The sequence below is a fragment of the Nocardiopsis sp. NPDC007018 genome (genome assembly GCF_040635075.1).
Classification (GTDB): domain Bacteria; phylum Actinomycetota; class Actinomycetes; order Streptosporangiales; family Streptosporangiaceae; genus Nocardiopsis.
The window spans coordinates 16,594-38,435 of the sequence record NZ_JBEYHA010000051.1; the positions used below are offsets into that span (position 1 = coordinate 16,594).

The 21,842-nt window shown below is 66.9% G+C and carries 27 protein-coding genes and 1 pseudogene; 2 read left to right on the plus strand and 26 right to left on the minus strand.

Annotated features, from left to right (window positions below):
• From ABZ635_RS22110 to ABZ635_RS22195, 18 genes are all read right to left on the minus strand, one after another.
• Positions 1–1,236, minus strand: coding sequence for a hypothetical protein (locus ABZ635_RS22110; protein ID WP_357768395.1), 1,236 nt, complete (start codon positions 1,234–1,236; stop codon positions 1–3).
• Positions 1,233–2,180: a hypothetical protein gene (locus ABZ635_RS22115; RefSeq protein WP_357768398.1), complete on the minus strand. Its 948-nt coding sequence runs from the start codon at positions 2,178–2,180 to the stop codon at positions 1,233–1,235. Before ABZ635_RS22115 ends, ABZ635_RS22110 begins: the two co-directional genes overlap by 4 nt.
• Before the next feature lie 74 nt (positions 2,181–2,254).
• On the minus strand, positions 2,255–3,085 hold the full coding sequence (locus ABZ635_RS22120; RefSeq protein ID WP_357768401.1) for a hypothetical protein: 831 nt from the start codon (positions 3,083–3,085) through the stop codon (positions 2,255–2,257).
• A gap of 66 nt (positions 3,086–3,151) precedes the next feature.
• Positions 3,152–6,928 (minus strand): tape measure protein, encoded by a 3,777-nt coding sequence (locus ABZ635_RS22125; protein ID WP_357768467.1) that lies wholly within the window; start codon positions 6,926–6,928, stop codon positions 3,152–3,154.
• Positions 6,929–6,958: 30 nt separating this feature from the next.
• Positions 6,959–7,321, minus strand: coding sequence for a hypothetical protein (locus ABZ635_RS22130; protein WP_357768404.1), 363 nt, complete (start codon positions 7,319–7,321; stop codon positions 6,959–6,961).
• A 32-nt stretch (positions 7,322–7,353) separates the two neighbouring features.
• Positions 7,354–7,719, minus strand: a complete 366-nt coding sequence (locus ABZ635_RS22135; protein ID WP_357768407.1) for a hypothetical protein — start codon at positions 7,717–7,719, stop codon at positions 7,354–7,356.
• Between the two features lie 93 nt (positions 7,720–7,812).
• Positions 7,813–8,448 (minus strand): hypothetical protein, encoded by a 636-nt coding sequence (locus ABZ635_RS22140; RefSeq protein ID WP_357768410.1) that lies wholly within the window; start codon positions 8,446–8,448, stop codon positions 7,813–7,815.
• 71 nt (positions 8,449–8,519) lie between these two features.
• Positions 8,520–8,930 (minus strand): hypothetical protein, encoded by a 411-nt coding sequence (locus ABZ635_RS22145; RefSeq protein ID WP_357768413.1) that lies wholly within the window; start codon positions 8,928–8,930, stop codon positions 8,520–8,522.
• A complete protein-coding gene (locus tag ABZ635_RS22150) occupies positions 8,927–9,193 on the minus strand; it encodes a hypothetical protein (protein ID WP_357768416.1) in 267 nt (88 codons plus the stop codon). Before ABZ635_RS22150 ends, ABZ635_RS22145 begins: the two co-directional genes overlap by 4 nt.
• Positions 9,194–9,197: 4 nt before the next feature.
• Entirely contained in the window at positions 9,198–9,551 is a 354-nt protein-coding gene (locus ABZ635_RS22155; protein ID WP_357768419.1) for a hypothetical protein, read from the minus strand.
• Positions 9,548–9,997 carry a hypothetical protein gene (locus ABZ635_RS22160; RefSeq protein WP_357768422.1) on the minus strand — a complete coding sequence of 150 codons (450 nt, stop codon included), beginning with the start codon at positions 9,995–9,997 and terminating at the stop codon, positions 9,548–9,550. The genes ABZ635_RS22155 and ABZ635_RS22160 overlap by 4 nt, the downstream gene beginning before the upstream one ends.
• 68 nt (positions 9,998–10,065) lie before the next feature.
• Complete coding sequence (locus ABZ635_RS22165; protein WP_357768425.1) at positions 10,066–10,386, minus strand: hypothetical protein; 321 nt, start codon at positions 10,384–10,386, stop codon at positions 10,066–10,068.
• 3 nt (positions 10,387–10,389) lie between these two features.
• Positions 10,390–11,670 carry a phage major capsid protein gene (locus tag ABZ635_RS22170; RefSeq protein ID WP_357768428.1) on the minus strand — a complete coding sequence of 427 codons (1,281 nt, stop codon included), beginning with the start codon at positions 11,668–11,670 and terminating at the stop codon, positions 10,390–10,392.
• Positions 11,667–12,470, minus strand: a complete 804-nt coding sequence (locus ABZ635_RS22175) for an HK97 family phage prohead protease (RefSeq protein ID WP_357768431.1) — start codon at positions 12,468–12,470, stop codon at positions 11,667–11,669. Before ABZ635_RS22175 ends, ABZ635_RS22170 begins: the two co-directional genes overlap by 4 nt.
• Positions 12,470–14,449, minus strand: coding sequence for a phage portal protein (locus tag ABZ635_RS22180; protein ID WP_357768434.1), 1,980 nt, complete (start codon positions 14,447–14,449; stop codon positions 12,470–12,472). The genes ABZ635_RS22175 and ABZ635_RS22180 overlap by 1 nt, the downstream gene beginning before the upstream one ends.
• The gene (locus tag ABZ635_RS22185) at positions 14,446–14,625 is read right to left on the minus strand and encodes a hypothetical protein (RefSeq protein WP_357768437.1); all 180 of its coding nucleotides are present in this window, start codon (positions 14,623–14,625) and stop codon (positions 14,446–14,448) included. Before ABZ635_RS22185 ends, ABZ635_RS22180 begins: the two co-directional genes overlap by 4 nt.
• Positions 14,626–14,678: 53 nt before the next feature.
• A complete protein-coding gene (locus ABZ635_RS22190) occupies positions 14,679–16,277 on the minus strand; it encodes a terminase TerL endonuclease subunit (protein ID WP_357768440.1) in 1,599 nt (532 codons plus the stop codon).
• An 82-nt stretch (positions 16,278–16,359) separates the two neighbouring features.
• Positions 16,360–16,845, minus strand: coding sequence for a phage terminase small subunit P27 family (locus ABZ635_RS22195; protein WP_357768443.1), 486 nt, complete (start codon positions 16,843–16,845; stop codon positions 16,360–16,362).
• Positions 16,846–17,972: 1,127 nt separating this feature from the next.
• Here ABZ635_RS22195 and ABZ635_RS22200 point away from each other — a divergent pair.
• Positions 17,973–18,473, plus strand: coding sequence for a hypothetical protein (locus ABZ635_RS22200; RefSeq protein WP_357768446.1), 501 nt, complete (start codon positions 17,973–17,975; stop codon positions 18,471–18,473).
• 203 nt (positions 18,474–18,676) lie between these two features.
• Here the strand turns inward: ABZ635_RS22200 and ABZ635_RS22205 are convergent, their stop codons facing one another.
• From ABZ635_RS22205 to ABZ635_RS22225, 5 genes are all read right to left on the minus strand, one after another.
• Positions 18,677–18,799, minus strand: coding sequence for a hypothetical protein (locus ABZ635_RS22205; protein ID WP_357768448.1), 123 nt, complete (start codon positions 18,797–18,799; stop codon positions 18,677–18,679).
• The gene (locus ABZ635_RS22210) at positions 18,796–19,170 is read right to left on the minus strand and encodes a hypothetical protein (RefSeq protein WP_357768451.1); all 375 of its coding nucleotides are present in this window, start codon (positions 19,168–19,170) and stop codon (positions 18,796–18,798) included. Before ABZ635_RS22210 ends, ABZ635_RS22205 begins: the two co-directional genes overlap by 4 nt.
• A 70-nt stretch (positions 19,171–19,240) precedes the next feature.
• The gene (locus tag ABZ635_RS22215) at positions 19,241–19,450 is read right to left on the minus strand and encodes a hypothetical protein (protein ID WP_357768454.1); all 210 of its coding nucleotides are present in this window, start codon (positions 19,448–19,450) and stop codon (positions 19,241–19,243) included.
• 16 nt (positions 19,451–19,466) lie between these two features.
• The gene (locus ABZ635_RS22220) at positions 19,467–19,631 is read right to left on the minus strand and encodes a hypothetical protein (RefSeq protein WP_357768457.1); all 165 of its coding nucleotides are present in this window, start codon (positions 19,629–19,631) and stop codon (positions 19,467–19,469) included.
• An 8-nt stretch (positions 19,632–19,639) separates the two neighbouring features.
• A complete protein-coding gene (locus ABZ635_RS22225) occupies positions 19,640–20,029 on the minus strand; it encodes a hypothetical protein (RefSeq protein WP_357768460.1) in 390 nt (129 codons plus the stop codon).
• Between the two features lie 76 nt (positions 20,030–20,105).
• Here ABZ635_RS22225 and ABZ635_RS22230 point away from each other — a divergent pair, with 76 nt between their 5' ends.
• Positions 20,106–20,360, plus strand: coding sequence for a hypothetical protein (locus ABZ635_RS22230; RefSeq protein WP_357768462.1), 255 nt, complete (start codon positions 20,106–20,108; stop codon positions 20,358–20,360).
• Between the two features lie 27 nt (positions 20,361–20,387).
• On the opposite strand, the gene ABZ635_RS22235 is transcribed toward ABZ635_RS22230, so the two are convergent.
• From ABZ635_RS22235 to ABZ635_RS22245, 3 genes and pseudogenes are all read right to left on the minus strand, one after another.
• Complete coding sequence (locus ABZ635_RS22235) at positions 20,388–21,188, minus strand: hypothetical protein (protein ID WP_357768464.1); 801 nt, start codon at positions 21,186–21,188, stop codon at positions 20,388–20,390.
• Positions 21,189–21,354: 166 nt separating this feature from the next.
• Positions 21,355–21,513: a hypothetical protein gene (locus tag ABZ635_RS22240; protein WP_357768466.1), complete on the minus strand. Its 159-nt coding sequence runs from the start codon at positions 21,511–21,513 to the stop codon at positions 21,355–21,357.
• A 56-nt stretch (positions 21,514–21,569) separates the two neighbouring features.
• Positions 21,570–21,842: pseudogene (locus ABZ635_RS22245) on the minus strand (single-stranded DNA-binding protein); the annotation flags it as partial.

A 21,842-nucleotide genomic window follows, 5' to 3' on the forward strand; every position in this document is an offset into this window, starting at 1 on the left:
CTACCTCCCGGAGTAGTCGAAGCTGTCGGATCGGGTGCACGTCACGGAGACGGTGTCGCCGTCCGGGGAGTACGTGTAGGAGAGGATGCGCACCCACATGGAGGTGGGCTGCCAGCCGATGGTGGTCTGCACCAGCACGTCATCCCCGGCGCCGAAGCTGCCGAGCTCAGCATTGGGGTGGTCGCGGACCGTGAAGCTGGTGATGTCGGTGATCTGCCTCGTGCGCGCCAGGTGGTCACGTGCGATCGTCGCCAGAGACGCCGCGTTGTCGACGTCCTCGGCGTCCACGATCTGCACCCGCCGCAGACGGCCGTCGCGCTGGCTGGCGGTCGCGCGCCGTTGTTTGGACCCCTCCCCTGCCCCGTAGGCTGCGACGACGTTCGCGAAGTCGTCACCGGAGCGTTGCAGGGTGACGAGTTCCGAGATGTTCTCGCTCTCGACGAAGCGCAAGTCCGAGGCGCGTCGCCCGAGGCGCGGGTAGCCGAGCTGGAGCCGCATCACGACGGACTCACGGTCGGGCCCCCACGACCAGTGCTCCCGGTACTCGATGCGGGCCTGTTGGCAGAGTTCGTCGATCTTTGCCCCGACCTCGACGTCCTCGTACCACGGCAGGCTGTACTGCCAGTAGACGGTTTTGCCGGTGGCCGCGGCCGGTTTGCGGTCTGCGTTGGTCCACACCCGGTCGATCGGGATCGGCGGGTCCTCGACCTCGGCGGCAGGCGGGTTCGGCTGGTCATCGGTGGGGAGCTTGCGGGCGTTGTGCCACGCACCCAGCCGGTACGGCGTCGCCAGGCTGTCGACGGCCACCCCGAGGTTCCCGTCTGGTTGGCCTTGGAGGTGCGCCCACAGGGCACGAATGACCGTCGCCGCGTCCACCCCGTTCCCGGTTGTGCCTGCCGACGACCCGCCCCATGTCAGAGTCGCGGTCAACGGCATCCCCGCCGCGTACCCGGCGAACCCCACACAGTCGAGACTGAGGCTGTCTCCGGTGACCTCGGTGGACACCAGGATGCCGCCACCTCGCAGCTGCCCGGACGCCTCCGCGACGATGATCGTGTCCCACTCCCGCAGCACCAGCTGACCATCCTCAGCGACCAGGTCCGCATACGTGGGTTCGATGCTCGCGGTCAGGTCGCCCGGTCCGGACAGGGTGTGCGTGATCGACACGTCCCGCAGCGGGAGCTCGCGGTGCACCCACGTCCCGGTCCACCGGAGCGCGTAGTACCGCCAGCTCACAGCTGAGCCTCAGGTGCCGGGATCTCCAGGAACTCCAGGTCGCAGGAGAAGTTTGCCCAGTTGTCCGCGACCAGGCGGCCGTTCTGACCGGCGCTGCCCATGACGTACATGCGCACCTGGACCGTCAGGCCACGCCATGCGGGCGGGATCGGGATCTGGTCCTTGTTCGCGGCGGAGCATCGGTAGCCGTTGGTGGCGCTGAACTGGTTGAAGTTGTACGCCGAGGAGGTGGTGTACAGCGGCCCGTCTGGACCGCCCACCAGGCCCACGAACAGCTGCCCGATCGCGTCGTTCGCGCCGCTCGGGGTCAAGGGCTTGAGGAACACGTTCGTCCAGTCCGCGAGCACCTGGCACTGGGTCGCCCACTCGGGGATCGTCACCGTCCAGTCGTGCTGCGGCCATCGCTCGAAGTCGGGATTCTGGATGTTCCCCGCCTCGTCCCACGACCCGTCCGTCTGGGTGCCGCCGCGCTGCACCCGAAGAATTCGCTGGCTCTTGGGGTTCGCGGACCGGCGGAGGTCGGTGATGCGCGCGGCCGTGACCGTGCCTGTGGAAGCGGGCAGGGTGATGCGAGCGAGCGGGATCGCTGTAAGGCCTGCGGGAGGCTCGGTAGCGGTACTGCTGACGCCCTCGATGACCCGGAAGTAGTAGACGGGGTCGGTCGTGACGTCATGCGACCACGGGGTGCCGTCGATGTTGGGGTCCTCGACCTGGAGGACGACCATGTCGGAGCGCCCGCCCCCCGACCCGGTCGGGCTGATGTCAACGGTGTCGGTGCCGACGTTGTAAGCGAAGTAGCTGCCTTGGAACTGCTGCTCCTTGCCGAGGATCGTCGCCCCGCCCGAGGTGATCCGCACACCCCCGCCCGGAACCTCCAGCGGCAGCACCTGGAGGTGCCCGACGTCCACCACCCCGTTCCCCGACGCGGTCCCCGACTGGTGCATCAGCCGCGCGATACGAGCCGACGATTGGGCGCCAGTGACCGCCCAGGAATCCATTTCGAGAGCCACATGTCCTCCTAGGGCGTTGAGTAGGCGTCGCGCCACGACACGACGCACCGGGACTGCCCGGACAGGTCCGTCCCTCGGTACGCGAGTACGGTCTGACCGACAGGGAGCTGGAACTCTGAGAGGGAGGCGCCGCGCGCTGACCCGGCGAAGCTCGCGCCGTCGTCACGCAGGATCGTTCGCGCCCACGGCCGGGCGTCGATAGTGATGGACCGGTCGAATGCGAGCGTGGTGTCCAGGGTCAGCCGACGTCCGGTCCCCACGAGCTCGATCGAAGGCTGCGCCACCGGCCCGTGGAACGTGATCACCGGCCACGACGGGCTGTCGCCCCGGTTCACCACCGTGTCCTGACGGACCCCCTGCGACCCCCACACGACCAGCCACGTCACCGGCCACACAATCCCCCCATCACCAGCGCTGGCCACCAGCGTGAGCGCGATGGAATGGGCGCCGACCTCACCATCGGGTCCGGTGTCGTCGTAGAAGTACGCGTCCGCGGCCTGGAAAGTCGCTACCCCGTCGATCCTCCCGACCTTCATCAGCGCCAGCGAGGAGGTGCGCTCCAGGGACCGTGGCCGCCCGTACACGACCACGGTCCGATCCCCCGGCGTGCGTACCCGGAGAGGAACCACCGCCCGAGGGGAGCGGCGCACCTGTGAGGCATCCCACCGGGTCGCCAACTCCCCCCATTCGCGTTTCGCCTGATCCGGGGCGCGGGTATTCACTGACAGCTCGAAGGTGAGCTCCACGCCTACCTTGGTGTCGCGGCCGAACACCGTCCCGTCCTGCCCCGGAAGGTCGAGGTCTCCGACCTGCGCTTCAGCAGCGCCGATGTCGAACACGGTGACCTCGATCGGCAGGTCACGGCCGAACCGGTACCCGCCGATCTCGAACTGCGACTCGTCCACCTATCGGCCCACCCGTCCGGAGTGCACGCCACCACGGCGACGCCTACGCAGTTCGGTGTCCAGGCGACGAAACGCCTCCTGCACAGTGGCCTCGGAGTTTTCCAGGTGGATGTGAGCATCCCTCATCAGCCCACCGCCCTCACTGGCACTGACGGATTGGGCGAGCTGGTGCATGTCCCGCCACTGCGCAGCGGTCAGAACCGGCTCTGGGCGCCCCGACCGGTTGGACACCAGGGTCATGCCGGGCTGTACATAGCCACCCCGGTCGTACAGGGACGCCGTATCACCCGAGCCCGACCCGGCCTGTGAGTCACCGACCACCGGCCGGAACCCGTACCGGTACGGGAACCCCCGGTAACCCTTGGCCCGGGACCCGACCACGACGCCCTTACCGCCACCGGCCGACTCCACATTGACTCCCATGAGGGTGCCTGCGGTGTGGCCGACTCCGGCGTGGGTGACGCCGATCATGTACGGCGAGCGCAAGTTCTGCACCCACCCGGACGGGGCGCGCGCGCCAGAGAACGCGTGCGTGGACCACCTGCGGTGCGGACGCTGACCACGAATCACCGATTCGATAGCGGACACGAAGCCGGAGCAATCCCAGGACGGGTTGCCGTTTCCGCCCCACTGGTACGGGAGGCCGTGCTGCGAACGAGCGAACCGAGCACCGGCCTGGAGCCGCTGCGAGGCAGTGCCCATGCCGACCCACGAGTCCGCACCGCCACCGCCGCCCGCGCCCTCCATCGCGGAGTTCCACGACTCGACGAGCTCCCGGATTTTCGTTTTCATCTTGTCCCCGCCGGTCTTCACGACCTGGTGAGGGACCCCCGGGAAACCCTTCGTGCCGATCTCAGCGGTCACATCGCGGGCTGGCTTGAGGACCTTGTCGATCGCCCCCTCGTAGTCGCCAGTGATGATGTCTCCGCCCAGCGAGAAGAGTGAGTTTGGGGACAGGAAGTCCGTCACGGCCTTCAGGAATACCGCTGGGGAGGGGATGCGGGGCGCGTTCGGGAACCCGACTGCGCCACCAGTCGCGTAGGTGGACCCGGTGGAAAGGGCTTGCTGGCGCAGTGCCTCCACCGCGCTGTGCCCACCTGCAGCAGACACCTCCTTCGCGGTCCACACGTGCTCACCGTTGGACAGCAGGGCAGGGATCGAGTCCGACGTCCCGGTTCCGGGCCCGAACACGGACCCGCCCGAGGCGAAGGTGTCCACCTTCTTGAGCTTGTTCGCGCCCACGACACCGGCGACCTTGTTCCACAGCTCTCGAATGCCGTCGTTATACACGGTGTCGATGAGGAAGTTCACGGGCTTTTTCGCGGAATCCCGGATGCCATCCCAGGCTTTCCCGATCGCTGTCTTGCCCTTGTCGAAAGCGTCCTTCATCGTGTCGACGCCCTCTTTGACCTTGTCAAACGCAGGCTTGATGCCACCGGTCCAGACCGTGTTGATGTGACCGGAGATCCAGTTCCACACCGGCTTGATGACCCTGTCGCGGAACCATGTGAACGCCCCACCCAGGGTCGAGCGCACGTAGGTGACCACGAGCGCGAAGATGGCTCGGGTTCGGGTCCACCATGCTCTGACGTGACCGGCGATGAAGTTGAAAACCGCCTTGGCTCGGGACCACAGCCATGAGAACCCGGCGCCGACAAACCGCGCCCCGGCGACGATGCCGTTCCACGCGGGCTGGAGGGCGTTCTGCCACAGCCACAGAGCCCCGGCAGCGATGAAATCGAACGCCGGTTTGATCGCGGTCGCCCACAGCCACCCGAAGATCGCACCCATCGTCTTCACAGCGAGGATCACGGGTGCGACGAGGATGAACAGGATGATGCCCGCGAGGATGCGGACTCCGGTTTCGATCCAGCCGAGCACCGGCTTGAGTACGGACGTCCACAGCCAGGAGAACCACCCTCCGACCGTCTGCGCCCCAGCGGAGATCCCCTCGAAAGCGGGCTGCAGGCCCTTTTCCCAGATCCATCCAGCGGCGGTCTTGATGGACTGCCACACGGTGTCGACGACGGCCCGGAAACCGTCGAAGTTCTTGTACGCATAAATCAATCCCGCGACGAGAGCGCCAATCGCTACCACAACAAGCATGATCGGATTCATCGCCATGACAGCGTTAAAAGCTGCTTGCGCAATCGTCCAAATTTTCGTGACGCTCGTGATCGCCGTGATGATCGTTGTGGCGATGCCGAGCGCGTAATAGGCGGCCACTCCACCCAGAATCGCGACACCGACCAGAGTGACCCATTTGCGGTTATCAGCCAGCCATCCCGTCACGTTGCGGATCGCCGGGCCCAAGGCCACAGCCGCGTCAGTCACCAGGCGGAACCCGACCACGAGCGCGCCACCAACGATCTCGGCGAGAGGCTGAACCGTGGTCCACAGGTTCTTGAACGACGGGATGATAGATCCGGTCAGATGCCCGGGGATCTGGTCGAGGCCCGTGTTCTCCGCCAGACCGCTGAATGCCTCTCGCACGCGGGTGATGATTCCGGGGAGGGCTTCAAATCCCCGGTCGATCTTGTCGGCCAGCCCCGTCATCATCGGTGCCGCCCGGTCGATGGCCGGGGTCAGTTCGTTGGCGAATCCGTTGACGATGGTGCTCTTGATGGTGCTCCACGCACCGGAAAACGTCGAACCCACATTGTCCGCGCCTTCGAGCAGGGCGGGGAACCAGGTTCCGTAGTCTCCGCTGAGTGCTTGGAGGACTTCGTCTAGTCCGATCGCACCGTCAGTGGCCATCTGCTGCGCAGTCGGGATATCCACCCCGAGCACGTCAGCGAGCGCGTCATAGATCGGGATGCCAGCGTCGCTGATCTGATTGAGCGAATCCATCTGGAATTTTCCGGCGTTGACGCCCTTGGTCAGGGCGGCGAACGCGCGTTCCATTCCCACAGCACCGGAACCCGTGGCGGTGGTCGCCTTTTCGAGCCGTTCCAACACGCCAACAGCTTCTTCGCCCTGCAAGCCCATGTACGCCAAGCTCACGGCGCCAGAGCGCATGACCGACATATCGAGGCCGCGAAACCGCGCGGCCATGCCGTCCATCAGCTCGGTGACCTCAGCGGCACCACCACCGGCCGCACCGTACAGAGCCTCGATTTGCGCCCGGGTGGTCGCCGCGCCGCTAGCGACAGACGCGATCTGTGCCCCCAGCGACCCGAGACCGATCACTCCGAGCAGCCCGGCGACCTGACCGATCGCACCACCGAGAACATTCCGGATGGTGTCCGCAGCCCCCGACGCGGCGTTGGAGAAAAAGCCGCCCAGGCGCGCGGCAGCGCCCGCACCGGCGTCCGCGACCGCGTTCGCGGCCGTGGACACGCCCGAGAAAGCAGCGGAGACTCCAGAGCGCATCGTGGAAAATGCGGCGACCGACGCCGCACCGGCTCGGGACAAACCAGTCCCGATCGCCGTGACCGCGGTAATACCGGGTTGGAGAACAGAACGGGTTACGCCCCCGAGAGAGCCCATGCGGCCGGTGAATGCGCTTGCGGCGGCGTCGACGTCTCGTAGTCCTGCCCGGAAGTTGGACAGGCTGCGGGTCATCACGTTCGTGGACCCAGCGAAGGTGGCCTGCATTCGCCGCGAGTTGGCCGTCATCTTCTTGGCCAGAGCACCCACCGTGGCATCACCCATGGCGTTGCCCATGGACGCGCCCGCACCTACTGCGGCGACCTTCGCTGCGCTGGTGGCCTGCTTCTGCAGGTTGCTCGCGAACCCCTGCATGGAGGGGAGCACGTTGATCCAGACCGCGCCCACAGTCGCCAAAGGGGGTCACCCCCCTCAAGGTCAGGTATCGGCGTAGTCCGGTGTCAGCGCCGACACCAAATCGGAGTAGGCCTGCTCGGCGTATGCGCGCTCTTCGGCCTTGCGGGCCTCGTCGGCCTCATCGATCGGGCGAGGGAGCGGTTCGGGCATCTTCACGGACTTCGGTCTCTTGCTGTTCACAGCGACGGTGATCGCCGCCAGCGTGCGTACCGCGTCGGCGACCTCAGCGAGCAGGTACTCGCTCTCCTGCCAGCCGTGGCCGCGCACCGCCCGATGCAGCGCCGAATCCTGCGGCAGGTGCTCAACCATCACCCGCAGCTGGCGGAGTGTGATCTCCTCACGGAAGTACTCTCCGAGCGGGTCACGGCCCGGATACGTCTGCATCAGGGCCGCTTCGACGGCTTCGGGGTCCTCGCCTAGGAGGTCGAGGACTGAGTAGGGGTCCCATCACCCATGACGTCCTGCGTCTCCCGCGCCAGCTCCTGGAAGAGCAGCATCACGTCCGCGGATCGGTGAGCGGGGTGCTTGGTGAACTTCTCCCACTGCTCCTCGCCGAGCAGCGCAGCGGCCTTGCCCTGCTGAGTGTCCTCACCATCGACAGCAGCCTGCTGCTCGTCCTCCATGAACAACGGGTGCACGAAGCTGTACACCCCACCGTCGAGGCCGTCGAACTCAACGGTGGGGTTCTCCGCGGACTCCAGGCCCAGGGCCTCGACGTACTTCTTGCGGGTCGCGGCGATGGAGCGGCGAGCCTTGCGGTTCGGGGTTTTCTTCTCGGTCATGGGTCATGCCTTTCTTCGGGTGTGCGCGGGTGTGCTGGGAGGCGTCGGCCGGGTGGGCACACCCATGCCACCGGCCGACGCCCGCATAGTGGGTCAGGAACCGGCGGCGAGCTCACGCCAGCCGGGGCCATCGACCCAGTTCAGAACGCTGGTGCCCTCTGCAGCGTCACGCTGCGCCTTCACGGTGACGTCCCAGTTCATGGCTTCCTCGCGGTTGGCGACCTGCTCAGCGATCTCTGAGACGGTGCCGCGCGGGAACAGCTTCACGATGTACTTGGAGTCACCGGTGGCCTTGGACTTGTCCTCGGCGATGAACAAAAACCGGCGGTCCAACCGCACCGGGTTGTTGGGCTTACGCCAGGTCAGCGGGTCACCCACCTCCCCGAGGTCGTCGAACCGCATCCCCTCGTACAAAGCGATGGAGGTGGGGTCGGTCTGGCGCATCACGAACTGCGCGGTCGTGGAGTCGGAGGTGACGTCCTCACGGATCGGCTCCACGTCCTGAGCGGACAGAACCTCAGAGGTTTCCTGGTCGCGGCCGTGGGTGATGCCGTCCTCGCTGAAGTACCCGACGGGGCGCCACTCGGGCGGCAGCGGCTGCAGAAGGCCGTCCTCGTCGAAGAGGTCCTCGGGCAGCTCGACGTCGTAATCAGCGACGAACACCGCCCCATAGAGGGCCTTGAAGACAAGTTCGTTCCTGGTGGTGTAGAAGTCCGCGACTTCGGTCATGAAAACACTCCTTGACATGCGAAAACCCCCGCGCACGGCGAGGGTTGTTGGTTCTTGGTTGTGCGCGCCGTCTAGGAGCGCGTTGTCAGCCGGTACGTCGCGAACGTCCGTTTCACGCCCGGGTTCTCGTGGCCCACCTGACCCGGGCCAACCTGGCCGGGCCCGTTGTGCACCCGCATCTGATCGACCAGGACCCCGCCGACGAACTGGGCGGTCATCGCGTCCAGGGTCTGCCAGGTGCGGTCAGTGGTCTCCCACATGACCTCCTCGTCGAGGGAGAGCACGTCCACGTCGATGAGGACCCGCCTCTCGCCCTTGACGTAGCCGCCACCGACTCCGCGGGTCAGCGACACCGCGGGGCCTTCGGTGAGTTGGGCGTCGAGGCGATCACCCTTGGGCAGGGAGGTGACGACCCGCACCCCTTCAAGGTGCTGGTCCACCCAGTCACGGACAGCACGCAGCAGGTCAGGCGGTGTGCTCATACGTCCGACACCTTCCGCAGGATCGTGAGCGCCTGGTTGACGTCCTCAGCGGGTACGTGTGCGCGCGCCTGAGCCTCGGGGCGCCCGTCGTCGCGCTCGGACAGAGCGACCGTCGCCCCCAGGGAGAGCCCGTAGGCGAGCGCGGCGGCGTTGGCCTTGTGCGCGATCTCCGAAGCCTCCCGAGCCATGGGCCCGGTGACTTCGTCGGAGCGCATCACCTCGCCGATGCCATCAAAGAACGCCTCGAACCGAACACTGGCCACGTGATCACCCGTCCACTACTCGTAATGCCACCGCGGTGTGGTCAAGGCGCCCGGACGCTGACCGAAACACCTCCGGCCGCCCGTGCACCTCCGCGACAATGAGGCCGGCGCCGGGGCAGTCGTATTCGACAGCGTCCAACCCGGTCAGGTCGTGGAACCAGGGGATGTACAGGCGGTAGTGCGCGACCATCTGGTCGCGCTGTTCCGTCTGCGTTTCCGTACTGTCGACGGGCTGCCACGCAACCCCCGACAGCTCCTCGCGGGCCTCGTCCTCGACGTCGTTGCCGTACACGTCCGTGCCGACCACCGCCCGCCGGATGAGGGTGACGGTGTCACCCCAGATCCCTCGGCCGGTCATGGCCGCGCCCCGAGCCGGTACCGTTCCAGCGCCGCGGCGTCCAGACCGGTGACCACAGCGGCCTCCCGGTACCGGATCGTGCGCCGGTCCATGGTCTCGCTCGACACATCCAGCGGCACCGCCACGGCCTTCGCTGCGAGCTCCACGCAGAGTTTGACGAGGTTGGGTGGGACCGGGTCGAACCCCGCTGTGTAGTCCACCTGGATGCGCCCGAACCCGGACGGCCAGGAGCCGGAGGTGCGCTCCAGCTGCCCGTACCGTCGCGAAAGCCGCCAACCGGTGACCACCGTGCCGTCGACACGAACCTCGGCGACGGAGGCGACGGCCAGGGCCCTCAGAGTCAGAACCCGTTGGCCTTCGCCGTCGTACTCCTCGCCCTCCACCGCGTGGGGGCCGATCGGCCATCCGGCGTAGTCGACGATGTTCTGCGAGGCCGCGTCAAGCATGGCCTGCGCGTCCTCCGGCACTGGCCCACCCGCATAGATGGGCCAGTCATCGACAGTGGCGAGCATGATCACTCACCCCCGGTCGCCTCAGGCTCGACGTCGACCATCTTGCTCTTCGCCCGGCGTGCCCGCGGCTTCGCAGCAGCCTTGGACTTCACCGCAGCGGGCTCGTGGTCCTGCCACACGCCACGCTTGCGCGCGTCCGCTTCGGACAAGCGCATCCGCAGTTTCACGCCGTTCACGACGACGTCGTAGGTCTGGAGTGGTCCTCCCTGCACATTCACCACCTCCCCCTGTGCGTCCATCGCGGTGAGCAGCGGGTCGGCGCCGCACGACGCGTGCTCCGCGCCGCAGATCGGGCACCGATCCGCTACCTGACGCTGATACACGGGTCAGGAACCGCTGGTGGACAGTTCGACCTGCACGAAAGCCGCGGGCTGGATGAACGCCAGGGCCAGACGGGTCTCCGCCAAGATCGCAACGAGGTTGCGGACGAAGAAGTTCGCGTGCGAGTCGGTGACCGCGATGGACGCCTGCTGGCGGTCGTAGATAACGGCCTTGGTGAAGTCACCCACCCACGCCGTACCCCTGTCGAGAACCTCGGACTCCACGACCGGGAGCCCCCACATGGTGGTGTTGCCACCCGCAGCGACCGGGCCGCCCATGTAGTAGTGCAGGTTGCCGTCCTGCATGAGGTCGATCTCCTCCCGGTCCTCCGGGTGGATCAGGATCGCGTTCGCGTTGGTGCGCGCACCGAGGCGCACCCGGGTCTTCGCGCGACGCAGCAGCTGCAGGTCGTCACCGGTCGCGGCCAGGGTCTGGGTGCCGGAGATGTTGTTCAGGCCGAGCAGGTTCTCGCCGGTGCCGTCACCGTCGATGATCTGCCGGTCGATCTCCTCCTCGATGCCGTAGCGGAGGAACTGGTCGATCATCGCCCTGACCTGGCCGACGTCCGCGAGGGCGCGCTTGGTGATCGCGGCCCAGTTCGCGATCGTCTTGACCGTGGTGGTCTGCCGTTCGAACGTGAACCCGGACTGCGGCTTGGTACCGCTCGTGCCGTCGGTGAGCGTTGCCTCAGGGGTGAACGCCGCGTTCTGGTCCACACCCGCGATGTAGGCGTACTCGATGGTGTCGGAGTTGGTCGTCGAGGACGACAGCAGCTGACGCAGCGTCAGCGGACGCTCGAACGGCGTGAAGCCCAGCTGCAGGCCCCGGTAGTCGTTCTGGATCAGCCCACCGGCGGACTCGCGGTCGGCACCTGTGAACAGCAGCTCCTTGAACCCGACCGGGCGGCTGCTGACCTGCTGCTTCTGGCCGAAGTGGTCACCGTTCGCGCGCTGCGAGAGCAGGTCCTTGAACTCAGCGCTTTCGGTGAACGCCTGCCCGAGGGACATGCCCTTGGTGTCGCGGTGGCCCACCGGCGCCTGCTTGGGCTGGTTGGGAACGTACTCCACGCCCTCCAGCTCCGCGAGCGCCGCGGTCATCTTGTCGGTCTCCTGAGCCTTCTCGATCCGGCCCTTGAGCTCGGTGGCCTTCTCGAAGTAGGACTTGATCTGCGCCTGGTCGTCGCCAGTCAGGTCACGACCCTCAGCCTCAGCAGCGTCAGTGATCTTACGGGCCTCACCGAGGATGCTCTTGAGCTCCTCGGCCATGTCCTTGGTCTTGGTGGTCATACCGTCTCCTCGATGATGGACAGCTCCATGAGCTGGATCTGTGCAGCAGCGAGCGAAGCGGTTCCCTTGTCAGTGGGCGCGTCCGACTTGGCCCCGGCGGGCTCTTCGTCGACGGCGGACTGCTCAGGCGTGGCCTTCTCGTCCTGCGGTTCTTCTTCGGTGGTGTCGGCGGCCTTGGCGAGCAGTGCCCGCACAGCGGCGACCTCATCTACGGTCAGCGGCTCGATGTCCGCGTCCTTGGAGGAGTTCGCGACGATCTCGCGTACCCGCTCCTCACTCACCCCAGGGGCGGCCTTGACCGCCTCCAAGGAAGTTCGTTGGTTGGCGCCCACGAGGCAGGGGCCGCACTCGAAAAGCTTGAGCTTGCGCAGCTCGTAGTAGCTTTCGACAGGTTCGCCGTCGTCGGACTTGGCGTCGACGAACGCACCCTCTTCAACCTCGTAACCGAAACTGAATTGGGTGACCCTGCGGCCCTTCAGCAGCCGGTACACCTTCGCGGCGAACGGCTCATCCAGATCGAGGCGGGCCTTGATCTTCAGTCCCTCGTCGGTCTCCTCGGCGGACTCCACGACCCCGATGTGCGCGTCGGGATTACCCCAGTCGTGCGACCACACGAACGGGATCGGGTCCCCGCGGCCCTTCCATTCGGCGAGGGTGGCCTCGAACGCCCCGGGCAAAATCTTGTCCCCAACGCTGTCGAGGTTGTACGCGGCCACGATGGCCTCGACAACCCCCTCCTCAGTCCCCTCGTGCTCGCCAGCCGCCTTGATCCTCAGCGGCGCGCTTTTGGTGCGCAGCATCAGCTGCCTCCTCCTCCCGGCTCGCCGCCGGTGATCGTGATCTCGCAGCGACACTGCGCTGCCTCTTCAGCGGGGAGCACACTGTCTCCGGGCCATCGGGCACCGTTGGGGAACACCCCGTCGACGTCCACCGCAACCCCGTTCAGGGCGGAGTGGGAGTCACGGGGGTCACCGCTGGTCACCCGCCACACTTTCTGGGGCCGGGTGAGGTGCTTGCGGGCCTGAACAACCGTGGCCTGACCGGACACGTGCGTGGCCTGACGGCGCCCAATCGACACGGCGCGATCTCCCGCCCACCACGCGAACAGCGCCCGCAGAGCGGCACTGGGGTCGTCCTTGGCCAGAGCCTCTTCGACGTGCACCCGTGAAGTGTCCGTGGTCGCGTGCGCCTGCGCCGTCGCGTTGTCCGCCAGCCACTGCGAAAGGTCCTCGGAGGAGTACAGGGACGGGTCCAGGCCCATCTGCCGAAGCGCGTCCTTGGCCGCGCGTTCCGCGGTCGGACCGTTCACGCCGAGCAGCACGGGGACAAGCTCGTTCTCCCACCGCTGCCAGTCGACTTCCTCCAGAGCCTTGGACCCGATCGCCTTGACCTGCGCCCCAAGTTGCGAGGACAGGGACCGGCCCATGCGGGCGAAGAACTGCGAGAGGGACTCCCCTGCGGATTCAACGCTGATCTCTGGGGCACCGGCCTTCACCGACACCTGCCGGGACGACGTGCCGAGCGCTTCGGGGGCGTCGTCCGGCTGGTCGACCGGGTCCGGGGCGCTGTCGCGCGGCGACGCCTGTCCCCCCACCGTCACGTTCAGCGGCGTGACGAGGTCGTCGCCGCCCTCGATGCTCGGGAGGTTGTTGCGGGCGCGGATTTCGTTGACCGTCATCCACGGCGAGCCCACCGCGGTGCTGGAAGCCGCCGCCCGCTCCTCGAAGGACCCCCGGAGCTTCTCCTCCAGGTTGAATTCGAGGTACAGGCCTTCCTCGCCGAACTCGCTGACAAGCTGGTTCTCCAGGGCCTCATCGATCTGTGTCAGCCACGGACCCAATGTGTCCTGGTACAGCTGTTTGTGCTGTTCCCTAATGTTGGAGAAAGTCGCGTGGTCGAGAATCCCCACCAGCGGCGGCGGGATGAAGTACGCGGAGGCGACTTCCTCGCGGGTGAGCTTGCGCGCCTCGATGTACTGAGCCGCTCGCGGGTCCAGCCCCGCCTGCTTGTACGTCATCCCGTCTTCGAGGATCGGCACCCCACCGGCGTGCGCACCCGACCCGGAGTACAGGTCCCGGAACTCGCGAATGAACCTCGTGCGGGCCTCATCCGACCAGTCGCGGGACCCCTTGGGCTGCGGGCGCTCGATCACACCGCTGACGCGGGCGCCGTTGGTCCACATGCCCTGCCGGTGCTTCGTGGCCTCGTACTCCTCCAACAGCACATCCCGCAGCGCCGTCAACGGCGATTCGCCCATGGTCAGCGCATCCGGAGAGTATCCGTGGATGTGGATCATGTCGTCCGGTGACACCCGAACCGACTGGCCCCCCACGTCGATCCGGTACCCGGGTGCCTGAATCCACGACTCCCCCTCAGGGGACACCAACGGCACCGGGACGGGGAGCAACCCCCGAGGCTCAGCACGAGACGGGCGCACCTTGAGAAGGAAGCACGTGTCATAGATCGCCAGGTCAGCGACGATCCGGTACTTCAGCTGGTACGGAGTCAGCTTCATTCCGGGGAGGGGCTTCTCCAGGATGTCCGCCAGCGGGTGCCCTGTCAGACGTTCCCGGTCGGTGTCACTGACTCGCCGGAACGCGTGCAGGCCAAGCTGTGCCACATTCCGGGCGAGGAACCCGACCACCGTTCGCACCTGAGGTTGGCGACGGAAAATCTCCGCGGCCTCGAATCGCTCCGATCCGAGCTGCAAGGACGGCAGGGTGTATCCGCGAACACCCGTGCCAGTGTCCAGCGACCCAGAAGACAGGGTGAAGCTCACGGGGCCACCACCTGCCAGTAGAGGATCTCCGGGCGCTCGATCAGGATCGCGCCGTCCGCGTTGACAGGTTCACGCCCCATCTCCAGACGGACGGCGTCACGAAGCTCGGCCGTGCCGCCCCACCAGCGCCGGTACAGCACCCCGCGGACCGCGCTTCCGTCTTTCAGGTTGATCAACACCTGTTTGCGCCGAAGCAGCCACCACCGCACGACCGCCACCACCCCTCGGGTTAGGCGACGGTCACGCCGCGCTTCTCATACGGAGACTCGTACTGGTCCTCTTCGCCACGCAAATGCCACGCAGCAGCAGCCATACACGCCGTGGGGACCGCGTCGATACGCTTGCCCGACTTGTCACGCTGAGGCTTGTCCGGCCGCAGCAGATCAGGGTTGTACGGGGCCACCCGCGCCTCGACGGTGTCGAAACAGAACTCCGCGACCGGGTTGCCGTGGTGATGGAACCGCTCGTTCATGGCCAAAGCCATGACCTCGTTCATCCCCGGCGTCATCCGGTCGTAGGTGTTCTTGTACGCCATCACCTCAGACTCGGGGTCGAGACCCAACGCGTCCGCGACGCGGTTGATCATCGGCCACATCGACCACTCATCACAGTCGAACCCACGGAACTCGAACGTCTGGCCGTCGGCCTCGATGTCCTCGATGATGCGGTCATAGTCCTGGATGTTGCCTTCGGTGACCGTCAGCCAGCCCTGCCGCGCCCACCGGGTGAACTTGCCGTCGTTCTCCTCGTCGAGCTTCGGCAACGCGTCCTCGGGCAACCAAAACCGCCACAGCACATCCAACGGCCCACCAGTGCGTTCGGGCTCCAACAGCACACACCACGCGGTCAGGTCGAACTTCGCCGACAAGTCCATTCCGCCCCAGGCGACCCGGCCGGCCAGCTGCTCCCGACCCCACTCAGGGGTCATCCACAGCTCACCAGCGGACGCCTTGTACAGGTGCATCGGCATCCACCGGGTGGTCTGCCGCACCCACTGGTTCAGGCGGAACTGGCGGAACGAGTTCTCCGACGCCGGGTCGTTCTGCGCTTCCAACGCCTCCTGCCGGAGCGCCTCCAGCGAGAGGAAGTCGCCGAGGGCGGGGTTGGCGTGACGCCAGTTGGTCTCATCCCACGGGTCCGCCTCGTCCGGGGTGTTGCGCAGGTACACGAACGTGCGTGGGTTCCGATCGGGGTCATCGGCGATGCGCTGCATCTCGTTGTGCATCCCCGCCGCGAAGCTCTGCGGGTCGTTTCCCGCAGTGGTCGCTGCGACCATCATCGGTTGGCGGCGCGCGCCCGAGCCCATGCCAGTACGCATCGAATCCCACAAATCGCGCTTGGGCCACGCCAGGATCTCGTCGGCGGCCACGCCCGACGGGTTAGAACCCAGGGCGGACTGCGCGTCAGCGGGGATCGCGGCGTAGAAGCTGTTGGTTTTCGGGTCGATGATGCGCTTCACGTGGGCGCGAACCTGCAGTCGGCGGGACAGCACCGGGGACAGCTGAACCATCCGGCTGGCGACGTCGAACACCAGTGAAGCCTGCTCGCGGTTACGGGCACATCCGAAGATCTCCGCCGACTCCTCGCCGTCAGCCACGAGCAGGTACAGCATGATTCCGGCCTGGAGTTCACTCTTGCCGTTCTTCCGCCCGAGCTCGATCCACGCCACGACATAGCGGCGCACGTATTCGCCCTGCTCTTCGGACCAGATGACCTCACCGAAGAGCGGACGAAGAATGTCCCTCTCCTGCCAGGCGGTGGGGGCGAACGCCTTCCGGGCGTAGCGGCCCTTGGTGTGCACCAGGACCTCGCAGAAGAACGCGATCACGTGGTCCGCTCGCTGCCTGCAATGGTGATCCCCGCGCTTACGACACGAGACGCCGTCGAACGTCCACCCGCACACCGGCCGCTTAGGAGAGGAGCCGGTCCGCGCCGCCATGGGCCGTCTCCCGTTCGATCTTCAGGTCGGCGCGATCTCCCGGGGTGAGCCCGAACCGGGAACCGACCTTGACCATCAGGTCGGCATAGTCGCGGGCGATCTGTATCCCCGGGTTGCGGACCAGGTTTCCCTTCTGGCCTTCGACCAACGCCCCCTCACGGTCCACCGCCCGGGTTGCCTCACGATGACGGACCACCGCGTCGCAGAACACGGCGAACTGGTCCACGTCCCACGGTGTGAGAACGCCCTTGCGCGCCAGATCAGGGGCAAGCCGATTCCACACACCAAGCGCGGTCTCATGCTCACCGGTCGACGCTTCATCCAGCTCGACAATCCACGCCGGGGCGACCACCTCACCTTGGCCAGGCAGAGGTTCGTCGCGGTTGATGCGGTCCTCGCGGTCGCCGTGGAGGATCTTCAGCGACGTCGGCTTGCTCTTACGACCACGCTCGCCCAAGGGGGGTCACCTCCCCCAGGGATCAGTTCCGAAAAATGTGTCGGGACGAATTCCCAGTCACCCGCGCGCCCGGCGTTACCGCAGGTCAGAGCGATTTGAACGCCCCTACCCCCTGGGGGTGTCCGCTGCGGTGGGTGTGGGTGGTGTGCTGCTTGCTCTGTGTGGCCCCCGGGCGGGGTGGTGGTGTGGGTCGGGGTGTTGGGGCCTCGGGGTGTGTGGGTGGTCTGGGTTGGCTCGCGGGTTTGTGTGTGTCATGACCGCGTGTGCTGTGTGCGTGTGCGTGCGTGTGGCTGCGGTGTGCACGACCTCGCGTCGCTCGGCTCGGAGCTTCACTTGTCTCCGCAGCGCTGGCCGTGCGCGTCGGTGAGTTGTTAGCGAGGCGCTGCTTTGTCCTTGCGGAGCGCGTCGCACACTTCGGTTGCTGCCACTGAGTCAACCCTGAGCCCGACGTCGCGTGCGGCGCGTTCGCCCGGGAGTTCGACCTCGAAGTCGAACGCGAGGATCTTGGGGATGAGGATCTTGGGGATGCCGGGGAGTTCGTGTTCACCGATGGGCTTCGTCCATGGTGAGGCCGTCGAGGACCAGGATGCTGGTGGGCACGGTGTCGATGGTGACGGGCAGTACGCGTAGGCGTGCCATGGGGTGTCTCCTGTGGGGTGGTGGGGTGGGTTACCCCTGAGGGTGCTGGTACCAGCCGCCGGGTGCGTGGGTGGCGGTGTGCCGGTCGTGGCAGGGGGTGCATAGCCCCCGCCCGTAGGAGGGGTCGTTGGGGTCGAGGCCCATGGTGATGAGGGTCTTGCGGTCGGTGGGGTGGTGGTCGGCTACGACTGCTTCTTTGCGTCGGCAGATGACGCAGAGCCGGTCTCGTTCGAGGACCCCGATGCGGAACCTCTGACGGTGGGCGCGCCCGTATCCCTGTTGGTGGGAGTTGCCTCGCCTGGTGCGCAGGTCTCGGTTGGTGCGGGTTCGGCACTCTGTACAGGTGGGGCGTTTGTATCGGGCGGGGTTGGCGCACCCGGGTGTTTTGCAGGGCTGCTTGGGTCTGGTGGGCACGCAACCACCTCCGTGGGTGGGGCGTCTTAGGGGGTGCCGCTCCCCGGCGGCTTCACCCCTTCAGGAGGTCCCTCATGGCTCGTGTGGCTGCGAATGGCGCGGTGGTATCCGCGAATGGTCAGTGGTACTTCAACGGCTTCAAGTGGAAGCCGCTCGGCGCTAGCGTGGCCGGGAAGCCGTCGGTGGCGGAGTGGACCGAGGCCAACGGCATGAGCACGGTCGCGTCGGCCGCGTCGGGCAAGCACCTCGCCGAACTCGTCGCCGAGCATGGCTCGTTGGAAGCCGCGGAGGCCTCGCTTGGTGGGGCGCCGCCTGCTCCGGAGGGCCCCAAACAGCAGGTGGTCGTCTACAAGAACCGGCGCGAGTTCGAGAAGGCCTCGAAGCAGATGATCGCGGACGGGTGGCGGGTGGCCTCCACCGAGACCGACCCGGATCGGATGTCCGCGGCTCGCATCTTGGGTGGGGCTGCGGTGGTGGGCGTTCTCACGTCGGGCATCGGAGCGCTGGTGGGCGCTGGGGCCGGTGCGGCAGCGAAGACGAAGGGTGCCGTGCAAGTCATCTGGGAGCGCGACTGATGTGTGTCCCGGCCGCTTCTACGCCACCCCAGACGGAGCGGCCGGGACAAAGGTGTCCAGTCTCGGGCTGTGCGCCGTAGGCGAGAGTGTGTTCCCGGCTGGACGGTCTGCGCATGCAAAAGGCCCGGTCGAGTTGACCGGGCCTTCGACAAAAGTTCTAGGTGATCACAGAGTAGCGGAACCGATTGGTTGTGCGCAACTGATTAGGCGCGCGGTCGGTAGATGGTCGTGCCGCAGGTAGGGCAGCCACCGAGACGCTGGTCGTACATCCCGCACCCGCGACTGCAGTTCATCATCGCGGCCAGGATCAGAGCGAGCTGGATCATCGCGGGTCCGCCTCTCCCTGCCACGTGAGCTCGGGGCGGGCGAGGTCGTTGACTTCGCACTCCAGGTTCCAGAGCGTGTGGTGTTCGGGGATGCGGACCTCTCCGATGAGGCCGCGTCCGCTGTCATACACGGCGAGGTGACGCCCCCACGTGTAGGTGACGGCGGGAATCCCGGAGGACTGGAGCTGGGCGACCACCCACCGGCCGACGGGGCCGGACGAGTCGGTGCCCGGGTCTCCGAGGACACCGTCGACGGCGATGAGGTCCGCGAGCTGGTTGGTGGTGAGCCACCCGGTTTCACCGACGAGCTGGTCCAACTCGTTGTTGACGGCTCGGGTGCCGAGCCTCGGCAGGACGATAGTGTCGAGCATGGTTCCTTCTTCCTTCGAGGGTTGGGGTTCCATCGGGCCCGCCGGAGCTTCCACCTCCAGCGGGCCTTCTTCATGCGGCGAAGTGGTCGGCCAGGGCCCGGTACCCGGCCCACGTGATGTCGCCCGTGTCGACGAGGTCGACGTGGTGGCGGCACAGCACCTCGCAGTGGTACGCGGCCTCCATTCCGCACTCGGCGCCGTCCTCGTTCTCGTAGCGGCACATCTCCTCGGCATCGGGCGGCTCGGGCTGCATGTAGTAGCGGTCCTCGATGGTGGTCATCGGTCCTCCTTGCTGGTCAGCGGATTCCTATGAGTTCGCTCTCCGGGACGTCCCAGGTGCCTCCGGTGTCGGGGGAGGTGACTCGGTAGAGGTTGTCGACGCCTCCGATGTAGGCGTCGACCCGCACGGGGAACGGGCATTCGTCGTGATCCCACGTGACAATGAGTTCCGGGGTGGCCATGTGCGCTCCTAGGCGGCGAGGGCGAGCAGGTTCTGACGGGCGGTCTTGAATTCGGCCTTGCGCGGCTTGTATCCGGCGAGCAGGCCGAGGATCTGGTTGCGGGTGTAGCGGACGCAGGCGCGACGGGACCCGTTCTTCTTGGCGAACCCCTTCACTCCACCGGTCGCGCGCTTGCGCAGGGTCGCCGTCATCCCGGTCGCGGTGGCCTCGTCGACGCCCATGTTCCGCAGGTGGGAGGCGATGGTGTGGCGCTCGTTGCGGTGCGCGGCCTTCGCGGCGTTGCGGGTCGCGACCTGGTTGCGGCGTTCGGCCTGCTTCATGTGGCGCTTGATGCGGGCTTCGGCGGGGGTGGGGCGCTGCTTCACGACGTCCTCCGGGGGTGAGTGCTGCTTACACATACACTCTATCTATAATCTCTATCGTTAGCAAGTGCTGATAGAGATTATCCCTAGAACCTGTTGTTAGACTTCGCCCATGACCACCCCGAGCAGAGACTTCCGGCCCCTACCCGAGCGCCCCCAAGGGAGCGACCTCACAGACCTCGAATGGGCCGCCGAGGTGTACAAGACCGCCGAACACAACCTCCATGTGGCCATCGCGCGCGCCCTGGAGAACCCCGAGAACCCGACCGCCGAAGTCCAGCAACGAGCCCCATTCAGTCAGGCCACGGTTACCAAGATCGCCCGCGAGATGGGCGTCCCGAAGCGCAAACCGGGCGGCCACAAATAGCCAACCCCCGCCGCGTGCGGGGGTTTCTCATGCCACCTGCTTCCTCCGCGCGGTCATGTCGAGGACGTCCCCGAGCTTCACGAGGAGCTTGGGCTTCACCGCGACCGCTGCGAGTCGGCCTTCCGCGACGGCCTTGCGGATGCCCCGGTCGGTGATCGGTCGCCCCATCGCGCGCGCCGCCATGGCGGCCTCCGCCACGGTCAGTTGGCGTCCGGGCGCGGCGTCTTTCGCGGCCTGGACGGACGCTTCACGCCGCGCCTCGATGTCCTCGACCACTCCCCCGCACCCGACAGTGCGGCACCGTGCGCTTTCCCGGTCGGCCATCCCGTAAACGGGCATCTCGCAGGTGGGGCAGGTTCCCGCGAACACCCGCTCGGTGGGCCTGTCGATGGCGCGTCGGGTCCGGCGCACAGCCTCCCGGAGCTCGTCCACGGCCTCGTCGCCCCACTCAGCCGTGCGGATGATGGCGGTCTGGGCGTGCAGGTACCGGGCCATGGCGGGGATGGTGTCGGCCGGGGTGGTTCCGCCGTGGGTGTCGAGGATGAGCCTGCACCAGGTGGCGAGGGTGGAGTGCAGGTCAGCGCGGACGTCGCTGGCGTCGAGGTTGAGCGGGAGGGGCGCTTCGGTGGAGCGGCCACCGCCACCGGACGGGGCGAACCGGGACTGCTTCGCGATGGTGATGTCGAGGTCGACGTCCAAGCCGTGCAAGTCTCCGGTGGCCCACAAGGCGCGAAGGTCGGCGGCGAGACCGCCGACGCACGGGGGGCAGACTACCCCGGTGTCCATCTCGCTGGAGCAGAGGCGGCACAGCAGGTGAAACGCGGTCATGAGCACTCCCCCGGTAGGCGTATGGTGCCGGTACGGGGAAGCTGAGCTTCTACGGGGGTTGTGTGGGGCTCGCCATCGGGGGATGCGAGCCCCACACTCATGTCTGGGGTCTGTAGGTCACGTGACCTCCTTGGTTGTGTGGATTATGCCCGGGTCCGACGACTAGTCACGACGTGCGCGCCTGCTTGATCATGTCGGCGGCGTCCATCATCCCGAGCGCGCGGCTGTCGTCCTCGACGTGGCGTGCGGCTTCACGGATGGCGCGTTCGAGACGGTGCAGGTGTTCGCGCAGCTCTTGGGTGACGCTGTCGCGCAGGTCCTTCACGTGTCCTCCAAGGGGTTGGTGGGGCGGACCGTGGCCCGCCCCGGACAGTCATCGGGCTAGAACGGCGGGGCGTCGTCGGAGAACCCGGGCCTGCCTCCCTGCCCCCACGGGTCTCCGCCCTGCGGTTGCGCGGGGCTGTACCCGCCCTGCGGCGCAGACGCAGCGCCACCGAAGCCGCTGCCCTGACGGCCGGAGGGGGCGTTCTTGGTCACCTTCGCGGTGGCGCTGCGCAACGCCGGGCCGACCTCTTCGACGTCGATCTCGAAGACGGTCCGCTTCTCACCCTCGCGGGTCTCGAAGGACCGCTGCTTCAGACGGCCCTGCACGAT

Excerpts from the sequence above, each read along its gene's own strand:
- ABZ635_RS22115 (WP_357768398.1), bottom strand. The coding sequence starts at position 2,180 with ATGCACCAGTCGGGGACCGCGTCGGGGAACGGGGTGGTGGACGTCGGG.
- ABZ635_RS22130 (WP_357768404.1), bottom strand. The coding sequence starts at position 7,321 with ATGCAGACGTATCCGGGCCGTGACCCGCTCGGAGAGTACTTCCGTGAG.
- ABZ635_RS22135 (WP_357768407.1), bottom strand. The coding sequence starts at position 7,719 with ATGACCGAGAAGAAAACCCCGAACCGCAAGGCTCGCCGCTCCATCGCC.
- ABZ635_RS22140 (WP_357768410.1), bottom strand. The coding sequence starts at position 8,448 with ATGACCGAAGTCGCGGACTTCTACACCACCAGGAACGAACTTGTCTTC.
- ABZ635_RS22145 (WP_357768413.1), bottom strand. The coding sequence starts at position 8,930 with ATGAGCACACCGCCTGACCTGCTGCGTGCTGTCCGTGACTGGGTGGAC.
- ABZ635_RS22155 (WP_357768419.1), bottom strand. The coding sequence starts at position 9,551 with ATGACCGGCCGAGGGATCTGGGGTGACACCGTCACCCTCATCCGGCGG.
- ABZ635_RS22160 (WP_357768422.1), bottom strand. The coding sequence starts at position 9,997 with ATGCTTGACGCGGCCTCGCAGAACATCGTCGACTACGCCGGATGGCCG.
- ABZ635_RS22170 (WP_357768428.1), bottom strand. The coding sequence starts at position 11,670 with ATGACCACCAAGACCAAGGACATGGCCGAGGAGCTCAAGAGCATCCTC.
- ABZ635_RS22175 (WP_357768431.1), bottom strand. The coding sequence starts at position 12,470 with ATGCTGCGCACCAAAAGCGCGCCGCTGAGGATCAAGGCGGCTGGCGAG.
- ABZ635_RS22200 (WP_357768446.1), top strand. The coding sequence starts at position 17,973 with ATGGCTCGTGTGGCTGCGAATGGCGCGGTGGTATCCGCGAATGGTCAG.
- ABZ635_RS22205 (WP_357768448.1), bottom strand. The coding sequence starts at position 18,799 with ATGATCCAGCTCGCTCTGATCCTGGCCGCGATGATGAACTGCAGTCGC.
- ABZ635_RS22210 (WP_357768451.1), bottom strand. The coding sequence starts at position 19,170 with ATGCTCGACACTATCGTCCTGCCGAGGCTCGGCACCCGAGCCGTCAAC.
- ABZ635_RS22215 (WP_357768454.1), bottom strand. The coding sequence starts at position 19,450 with ATGACCACCATCGAGGACCGCTACTACATGCAGCCCGAGCCGCCCGAT.
- ABZ635_RS22220 (WP_357768457.1), bottom strand. The coding sequence starts at position 19,631 with ATGGCCACCCCGGAACTCATTGTCACGTGGGATCACGACGAATGCCCG.
- ABZ635_RS22225 (WP_357768460.1), bottom strand. The coding sequence starts at position 20,029 with ATGTGTAAGCAGCACTCACCCCCGGAGGACGTCGTGAAGCAGCGCCCC.
- ABZ635_RS22230 (WP_357768462.1), top strand. The coding sequence starts at position 20,106 with ATGACCACCCCGAGCAGAGACTTCCGGCCCCTACCCGAGCGCCCCCAA.
- ABZ635_RS22235 (WP_357768464.1), bottom strand. The coding sequence starts at position 21,188 with ATGACCGCGTTTCACCTGCTGTGCCGCCTCTGCTCCAGCGAGATGGAC.